This window comes from uncultured Campylobacter sp. (genome assembly GCF_938040115.1).
GTDB lineage: Bacteria > Campylobacterota > Campylobacteria > Campylobacterales > Campylobacteraceae > Campylobacter_A.
Genome location: NZ_CALHXD010000267.1, coordinates 1 through 7,882, shown reverse-complemented (window position 1 = coordinate 7,882; position 7,882 = coordinate 1). Strand labels below are relative to the sequence as shown.

At 45.1% G+C, this 7,882-nt stretch carries 9 protein-coding genes; 5 read left to right on the top strand and 4 right to left on the bottom strand.

What is annotated here, in order from left to right; genetic code table 11:
* The 3 genes from Q0314_RS08985 to Q0314_RS08975 form a co-directional block, all read left to right on the top strand.
* A partial coding sequence (locus tag Q0314_RS08985) for a cbb3-type cytochrome c oxidase subunit I (RefSeq protein WP_298058385.1) occupies positions 1–1,238 on the top strand: 1,238 nt, incomplete at its 5' end.
* Positions 1,239–1,313: 75 nt separating this feature from the next.
* Positions 1,314–1,859 (top strand): DUF1523 family protein, encoded by a 546-nt coding sequence (locus Q0314_RS08980; protein WP_298058384.1) that lies wholly within the window; start codon positions 1,314–1,316, stop codon positions 1,857–1,859.
* A 96-nt stretch (positions 1,860–1,955) separates the two neighbouring features.
* Positions 1,956–2,093 carry a hypothetical protein gene (locus Q0314_RS08975; RefSeq protein ID WP_298058383.1) on the top strand — a complete coding sequence of 46 codons (138 nt, stop codon included), beginning with the start codon at positions 1,956–1,958 and terminating at the stop codon, positions 2,091–2,093.
* Positions 2,094–2,336: 243 nt separating this feature from the next.
* On the opposite strand, the gene Q0314_RS08970 is transcribed toward Q0314_RS08975, so the two are convergent.
* From Q0314_RS08970 to Q0314_RS08960, 3 genes are read right to left on the bottom strand one after another with little or no spacing between them, the layout of a single operon-like run.
* Positions 2,337–4,772, bottom strand: coding sequence for an EAL domain-containing protein (locus Q0314_RS08970; protein WP_298058381.1), 2,436 nt, complete (start codon positions 4,770–4,772; stop codon positions 2,337–2,339).
* Positions 4,769–5,653, bottom strand: coding sequence for a cytochrome c peroxidase (locus Q0314_RS08965; protein WP_298058379.1), 885 nt, complete (start codon positions 5,651–5,653; stop codon positions 4,769–4,771). Before Q0314_RS08965 ends, Q0314_RS08970 begins: the two co-directional genes overlap by 4 nt.
* Positions 5,654–5,696: 43 nt before the next feature.
* The gene (locus Q0314_RS08960; protein WP_298058377.1) at positions 5,697–6,416 is read right to left on the bottom strand and encodes a class I SAM-dependent methyltransferase; all 720 of its coding nucleotides are present in this window, start codon (positions 6,414–6,416) and stop codon (positions 5,697–5,699) included.
* Positions 6,417–6,467: 51 nt separating this feature from the next.
* Here Q0314_RS08960 and Q0314_RS08955 point away from each other — a divergent pair, with 51 nt between their 5' ends.
* On the top strand, positions 6,468–6,863 hold the full coding sequence (locus Q0314_RS08955) for a thioesterase family protein (RefSeq protein ID WP_298058376.1): 396 nt from the start codon (positions 6,468–6,470) through the stop codon (positions 6,861–6,863).
* A gap of 127 nt (positions 6,864–6,990) precedes the next feature.
* Here Q0314_RS08955 and Q0314_RS08950 read toward each other — a convergent pair whose 3' ends face one another.
* Positions 6,991–7,365: a transcriptional repressor gene (locus Q0314_RS08950; RefSeq protein ID WP_002951633.1), complete on the bottom strand. Its 375-nt coding sequence runs from the start codon at positions 7,363–7,365 to the stop codon at positions 6,991–6,993.
* Positions 7,366–7,477: 112 nt separating this feature from the next.
* On the opposite strand from Q0314_RS08950, the gene Q0314_RS08945 reads away from it, so the two are divergent.
* Positions 7,478–7,882, top strand: a 405-nt coding sequence (locus tag Q0314_RS08945) for a zinc ABC transporter substrate-binding protein (protein ID WP_298058372.1), incomplete at its 3' end; no start/stop codon positions are given.

The following is a 7,882-nucleotide window of genomic DNA, read 5'->3' as shown; positions in this document are numbered from 1 at the left end:
CGACGGGCTTTTTGGCGGCCGGACTTTTCCTAGCGCCTATCATCAACGGCGGCAAGGATCCTAAATTTCAAAAACTAGGCGTGGATTTGCTTTTCTACGCGCTGCTTTTCCTAGTCGTGGGTAGCTTTATCGGCGAGTACATGGCGATAGCGGGCAAGATGGAAACGTCTACTAGCTTTTGGCTCGGCCACCAAGGATACGAGTATATCGAGCTTGGCAGGGTTTGGCAGCTTATTTTGTTTGTGGGTCTTGTTATCTGGATGGCGCTCGTGCTTCGCGGATTCGTCGGCGGATTTAAGGCTGACGGCGATAAAAACCTGCTAGCTATCTTTACGGCTTCTGCTATCGCGGTGGGACTTTTCTACGGCGCGGGGCTATTTTACGGTCAAAGAAGTCCGCTACCGGTGATGGAATACTGGCGCTGGTGGGTCGTTCACCTTTGGGTCGAGGGCTTTTTCGAGGTGTTTGCGACCGCTTCGCTTGCGTTCGTGTTTGCATCTTTAGGCTTGGTGGGCAAAAAATTTGCGACTTACTCAACCTTGGCAAGCGCTAGCTTGTTTTTGATCGGCGGCATCCCGGGCACCTTCCACCACCTTTATTTTGCCGGAACGACCACTCCGATCATGGCTGTGGGCGCTAGCTTTTCCGCGCTTGAGGTCGTGCCTTTGGTGCTTCTTGGAGCAGAGGCCTTCCACCAGTATTCGCTTCAGTTTGCGCAAAGCTGGGCGAAAAATCTCAAATGGCCGCTTTACTGCTTTATCGCAGTGGCGTTTTGGAATATGCTAGGCGCGGGCGTGTTTGGTTTCCTTATCAACCCGCCGCTATTTTTGTTCTACATCCAGGGCCTAAACACCACTTCGGTGCACGGACACGCGGCGCTGTTTGGCGTTTACGGATTTTTAGCGCTAGGTTTTGTTTGGCTCGTGGCGCTTTATCTTTTCAAAGGGCAAGAATTTAACGACAAGCTAATGAAAGTAGGCTTTTGGTCGCTAAATGCGGGACTAATGCTGATGATTTTAGCGTCGCTGCTTCCGATCGGTCTTTATCAAGCCGTCGCCGCGATAGACGTAGGCATGTGGTACGCTAGAAGCGCGGAGTTTTTACAGATGGATCACTTGCAAAATTTACGCTGGCTAAGGATGATCGGCGATACGATCTTCATCATCGGCGGCGTTTGCTTCTTTATCCAGATTCTTAAATTTATCGCGGGAAGCTGCGGCTGCAAGGCCAAAGCCTAACCCCTCTAAGCCCCTGCTTTAGGGGCTTAGCTTCTTCTAAACTTCTATCTTGTAAAATTCGTCCAAAGGACGAAAATGCAAAAATTTAAAAAATATCTCCGAAATTTTATCTTTGGCTTCTTGATTGCCCTGCACGTTTTGGCGTTTGCGGCGATAAACTACGCTTTTCCGCACTACGACGAGGCGATCATTACGGGCGGCGAGGTCAAGCGCATGGACAAAGACGGCTTTATCGACGCGCAAAATCCCGCCGACGGCCCGACGCGCGACGTGTACTTTATCTACACGCGGGAGCTAAACGGCACTAAAGTGATGCCGTATAGAAACGAAGACACGGGCTGGGGCTTGCCGCTTTATTTTAAATTTAACTCTGCCGACGTCCAAGCAGCCGCCCAGAGTCTAGTGGGCGAAGGCAGGGCGCAGATCAAATACTACGGCTGGCGTATCGCGATGTTTGATATGTTTAGAAACGCCGTTTCCGTTAAAATGCTAAAAGAGGGCGAAACGCGGGCAAATCCTATTTTTAGCTATATATTTTACGCTTTGACGGCGATTTCGTTTGCGGTTTGCGCCGCTTTTGTTAGAAGAAAATTTAAAGACGAGCCAAGCTCAAATTTATAATCCAATCCAAATTTGAGCGGCTTTTCGTCGCCTCGCTCAAATTTGACTAGGCAGTAGTAGCAAATTTGACGTAAAATTTGAGGCCAAAGGATATGCGTGAGCGAACTATACATCTTTATTTCCGAGCTTTGCTCTCTGATAAACGAAAATTTAAAAAGGAATTTTTATTTTCAGGCGGGATTGTTTTTGGTTATAGTTTTGCTCGGATTTTTGGCGGTTTGGATGCAGGATTAGTCAAATTTGAGCGGACCAATTTGACTAGGACGAGCTAAATTAACTAGCGGACGCAAACCGCGTTAAATTTAGCATTAAAAAGCAAATTTAAAAAATCCCAAAATACGCCAAGGTAGCATCAAACTAGCGCGTCCAGACGTCCCGGCGTAAAAAGCTAGCGTCTGAAATTTGCTTAGTTAAATTTACTCCGCCCATACGCGCGCCGCCGTCAAATTTAGCGCAGTATAGCCGCCGCACGCAAATTTACTCTTTTATGTTATCCGGCAGCATCGGTTTGCCTAGCAAAAATCCCTGCGCGTATTTGATGCCGAATTTTTTTATCTCGGCGAGGATCTCTTCTGAGCTGACAAACTCCGCCACGACGTTGTAGCCCTGTCTTGCGGCAAAGTCGATGATGGTTTGCAGCAAGTAGCGGGCGTTTTGGTCAAACGGTAATTTTTTGATAATCGAGCCGTCGATCTTGATCGTGTCGATATCAAGCTCCAAGATACGGTAGTAGTTGGAGTAGCCGCTACCGAAATCATCGATCGAGATTTTGCAGTCGTAGGCGCGAACCTTGTTGATGAAATCATTTACGATATTATAATCATCCACGCCTTCGCTCTCTAATATCTCAAAATACACGCGCTCAGGGCTAGAGCATACGCGTAGTTTTTTCTCGATGAGTTCTCTTATGCTCTCGTTTGTGATATCGCTACTTGAAAGGTTCATCGAAAAGCCCACATTTTCAAACCTCTCGACCAGCCTAAAGACGTGTTCGATGACCTTTTTGGTTATGTCGTTATAAAGCGAGATTTTCTTTGCGATATCAAGAAATTCGCCAGGATAGCGTATCTTGCCGTTTTCGTCGATGAGGCGCACGAGCACTTCGTAGTATTTGATCCGCGCGCCTTGGCCGGATATGTCGTAGATGGGCTGGCACTCGACGATAACGGTGTCGTTATATAGGGCGCTTTCGATGGTGCGCGACATGATTTGGTTGTGATAATACTGCTGCTCGATGTAGCTATTTTCGGTATAAAACTGCGCCGCTTCGCCCCTTTGCACGGCCTCGTAGTGCGCTAGCATGGCTTGAGTTAGGCGATTTGTCTGCACCGTGTCTTGAGGCATGCTGACGCCTAAGGTTATTTTTATGTTAGGTATGGATTCGCGCTCGCCGTCTACGGTTACGTAGAGGTTTTGCGTTTTGAAATAATCTACGAATCGCTTAGCATCCCTGTTTGCGTCTTCGCCGTTATACCAGATGCAAAACTCGTCAAACTGCACTCTGTAGATATCCGCGTCCATCGCGTAAGTATCTATACAAAGCTTTAGCGTAGAGGCAAACGAGGCGATGATAAGGTCTACGGTTTTGGTCTTGTAAAAAAATCTAAAATCCATAAAATTGTTTATGTTTATGTAGATTATCATCCCGCTAGGATGGCGCTCCATGCGCTGCGTGAGCGCGAAATAGCTACCAAATCCCGTTAGCTTGTCTATGAGGGCTTCGTTTTGTAGCTGCTTGTTTTTATCTTCGAGCTCTTTTGTTATCGCTATCTCTTTGGTTCTATCAAATTTTATCGCCATATAGCCGTCTTTGTAGCCTTTTTCGTTAAAAAGCGGCGAGAAAACGACCTGCTCGCGTATTAATTTACCGCTTTTGGTTTTGCTGATTAGCTCATCAGCGCGCCAGATATTATCGTTTTCTATCGTGTCTAGCATCCTTTGATAAAACTCTTGCGGATGTAAGCCCGATTTTAGTAAATTTATATTTTTGCCGCTTATCTCTTCAAATTTATAACCCGTGTTTTGCTCGAAAATTTTATTTACGTATCTGACTTGCTTATTTAGATCGGTAAAAGCGATGGAGTTAAAGCTGTTATCCACGGCTTGTTCGAAGCGATTTAGCAGTCTGATGTTGTTTCTAGCTCTAGCATAAGAAATATAAACAAATATCGACGCAAGCCCAAACAACACAAACACTAGCGCCATCGTCCTACGTAAATTTGATAAGACGTTTTGTATGTAGCGCTCGCTACTTTCTTTGAGGTCGGATAGTTTTTTGTAAATTCCGAGCGAAATTATATCTCTATAAAGCTTTTGCGCCTGCTCGTAGTGGCCGATCAGTTTTTGCGCGCTCGATAAAAATCCTACGTCGTTTTTAGTTAGTTTTGGGTTCTTTAAATACTCGTTTAAAAGCTTTTTAGGTGCCGCTAGATCAGTGTTTAAGTCGTATCTAAACATCAAAATTTGCGGCATCAGCTCGTTAAAATACAGCCCGTCTAAAGCCTCGAATTTTAAGATTATTTCGTTATAAACGAGCTTTGCCATTATCGTCACGGAGTTAAATTTGTCGGTTAGCTCGACTCTTTTTTCAACCGCCTCCTCTAGCTCGCTAAAAGTTTTTTCGTTTAACGCTAGCTTTTCAAAGGAGATTAGATTGCTTGAATCAAGCTTTTTTAGAGCCTTTTGAAACTCCGCCGTATGGCGCATGATCGCGTCGTAGTCGGCCTCTAGAAGGCTTTTTTCGAGCAAGAAATTCGCCTCGTCGTTAGCATCCATTACCTTTTCTATCGTGCCTTTCCACTCATAAGCGGTTACTAGGTCCTTGGTAGCCTTATAGGTCATCACGGTACCGAAAAATACGATACAAACGATAGTAAAAAATAAAATTTTATGAAAGATTATCTTGTGTTTCATTTTAAAATTTCCGGTTTTTCGCCGCTTAAAGTCAGCAAGAATTTATAAAGCACGTGCGTCTGCTCGTCGCTTAGATCGTAGTTTATGCGCATTTTAGCGATTATTTTTAGCGCCTCTTTTAGATCGGCTAGCTCGCCACTATAAAGATACGGCGCGGTTTTTTCGATATTTCGAAGGCTGGGTACTTTGTAGCGGCCGGTTTTGTTGCCGTCTGCGTCAAATTTTAGCTCGTAGTAGAGATTTGCGCCCATATTTGCGCCGCTATGGCAGTTTATGCAACCGATTGTTTTAAAAAGCTCAAATCCGCGCTTTTCCTCTTCGTCAAAAATGCTCTCGTCGCCGCTGATAAATTTATCAAATTTGGCATTTGGCGTGATGAGGGCCTTTTCAAAATTTACCAGCGCATCGACGATACCCTTAAAGCTTACTCCATCCTCATAAAGCTCTTCAAATTTATTCCTATAAACGGAGTTTTGATTTACCTTTTGGACTAGAAATTTCGGCTCGCTAGCAAGCTGATTTTTGCCGGTCAAGCTCTGTCTAACCTGCCCCGCTAGATCCTTAACTTCGCCGTTTTTAAAAAAAATAAAATTTAGAGCCGAGTTTAGCGCAGTTGGCGGGCTAATCTCCTCGTCGGCGGAGATTTTTACGTTTTTTTTACTCGTGCCGCTTAAGTCCCAGTAAAGATTATGGCATTTCTCGCAAGATAGCGTTCCGCTCGGGCTTAGCGAGGCATCGAAAAACAGCTCCTTGCCTAGTCTGGCTTTTTGTTCATCAAATTTAGGCTGAGCAATCGGAGATAAAATGTGCGAAGCGGCGAAAGCTTGAACGCAAAAGAAGCATAAAACGCACGATAATATCTGCAAAAACGCTCGCGCCAACAAAAATCCTTTTTAAATTTTAAATAAATAAAGCGATTATATCTTAAAAAACTAAAAGCTTCATTGAAGAGACGATTTTTTCCGTCACGAGGCCGTCTTTCGCGATGCTTTCTAGCCGCGACCTGACCGCGTTTTCCTCGTGCGCGAAATTTGCTATCTGTAAATGCCAAAGCGCGTTTTGCGTCATCTCTTCAAGTGTGCGTTTTTGCTCGCGAGACTCCTCGAGCACGCAGGAGTTAAAAGCGATATTTTCGCGGCGCAAGTACTCTTCAAAAAAATTCGCCTTTTCTTTAAAGCACCCTCTCTGCGAGCCTTCGTAAAAAAGCTCTAAAACGCTTGAATAACGCGGTTTGTTCCACCAAAGATAGACCCTTTTTTTGCCCAAATTTATAAATTTGACAAAATCCTCTTCGTCCGCGATCGCAGGGCTCATCGTGCTAAAAGCTACGTCGTAGACGCGGTTTGGGTTAAAGTTTTTAAAATCGCTTTGTACGGCGGTTAAATTTGAAATGTTAAATTTAGCCGCGTCTTCAACCATGACTTTTAGCATCTCGCCCGAGATATCCATACCGGTTATCTCGCGGCAAATTTGCGCTAAAAACAGCGTATGCACGCCCGTGCCGCAGCCGATATCCACGACGCTTTTGTTCTCAAATTTGACGCCAAACTCGGTGATCTTAGCGTAAAGCCCTCTCTGAAATTCGCTAGGCTCGCCCGTAAATCTCGTATAGCTCGCCGCCTTTTTGTCCCACATCTCTTTCATTTTGTTTGCCTTTAAATTTTTGCTACAATTTTAGCGTTTTTAGGAGCGAAAATGAAAATTTTTTACTACGAATTTACCGTGGGCGAGGATGCCATCGACGTGAACCATCACGCAAACAACGCTCACTACGTCATCTGGATGCAAGAAGCAGCCAACGCGCACTCAAACGCCGTGGGCGACCTCATCGAGACCAATCTCGCGCAAAACCGCACGTGGATGGTGCGCAGGCACGAGATAGACTATCTGGGGCAGCTGTTTTTGGGCGATAAGGTGCGCGTGAAAACCTGGACGCAGCCCGAAAAAAGAAGCTGCTCGAAGCGTTTTTACGAGTTTAGCAAGGACGGCGTACTCGTCGCTAGCGCGGTGACGACTTATGTGTTTTTCGACCTCGCGCGCGGTCGTCCGATCGCGATACCGCCGGAGATCGCAAAGCTTTATGAGGATTAGTTTTGGGTCATCCGCGTCAAATTTGAGTTTTAAATTTTGGCAAAACCAATCGCTTTAAATTTGCAGCAAAAATCTCTCGGCAAGCGGATTTAAGCTGCAAATTTACCGTCAAATTTAAGCGAAAAATTTAAAAGCACTCGTCGCAAACACCCTTAACCACGACGCTTTTGACGTGATTTTGTTTTAGACGAGGCATGTCGATGTTTGTCATCTTGTGGCAGACGTCGCAGACGAAATACGCCTTTGCCCCGCTTTCAAGCTCGTAGAAATTTTTGCGGTTATTTTCGCTTTTTAGCACGATGCCCTTAGCTTCAAAAAGGTCCATACAGCGGTAAAACGTGGTTTTGTTCGCGTCGATTTGCGCTAAAATTTCATCATAACTAAGCGGTGCGGCGGCGGCGTGTAAAATGTGCAAAATCTCAAGTCTAAGCGGAGTGATTTTGATATCATTTTTCGTTAAAAGCTCCTCAAAACCGGCTTTTTCTTCCAAATTTTCGCCCATATTTTTCCTCCGCGTTAAGAATTTTAGGGTATTATACCTTGAGAAAAATTAATTTGCAACTAAGTTGCTTTTGATATAATTTCGCCCAAATTTTAACACGGAAAGGATAAAAATGAGAAAAATTTTCGCGTTTTTATGTTTGGGCTTAGTCGCGCTATACGCCAAAGGGCAAGTTAGCGTCAGTATTTTGCCGCAGGAGTATTTCGTCAAGCAAATCGCGGGCGACGCGGTCGAGGTAAACGTCATGGTAGGCAAGGGAGCCGATCCGCACACGTACGAACCAAAACCGAAACAAATGACCGCACTTGAAAAAAGCGACCTTTATTTTGCTATCGGGATCGAGTTTGAGGAGGCTTGGCTGCCGAAATTTCAAAAATCTTATCCAAACCTTAAAATCGTAAAAACCGATGAGGGCGTGGAAAAGATCAAATTTGAAGGTCATAACGAGCACGCGGACCACGATCATCACCACGACGCTAAACACGAACACGCAGATCACGATCATCACCATGATGCT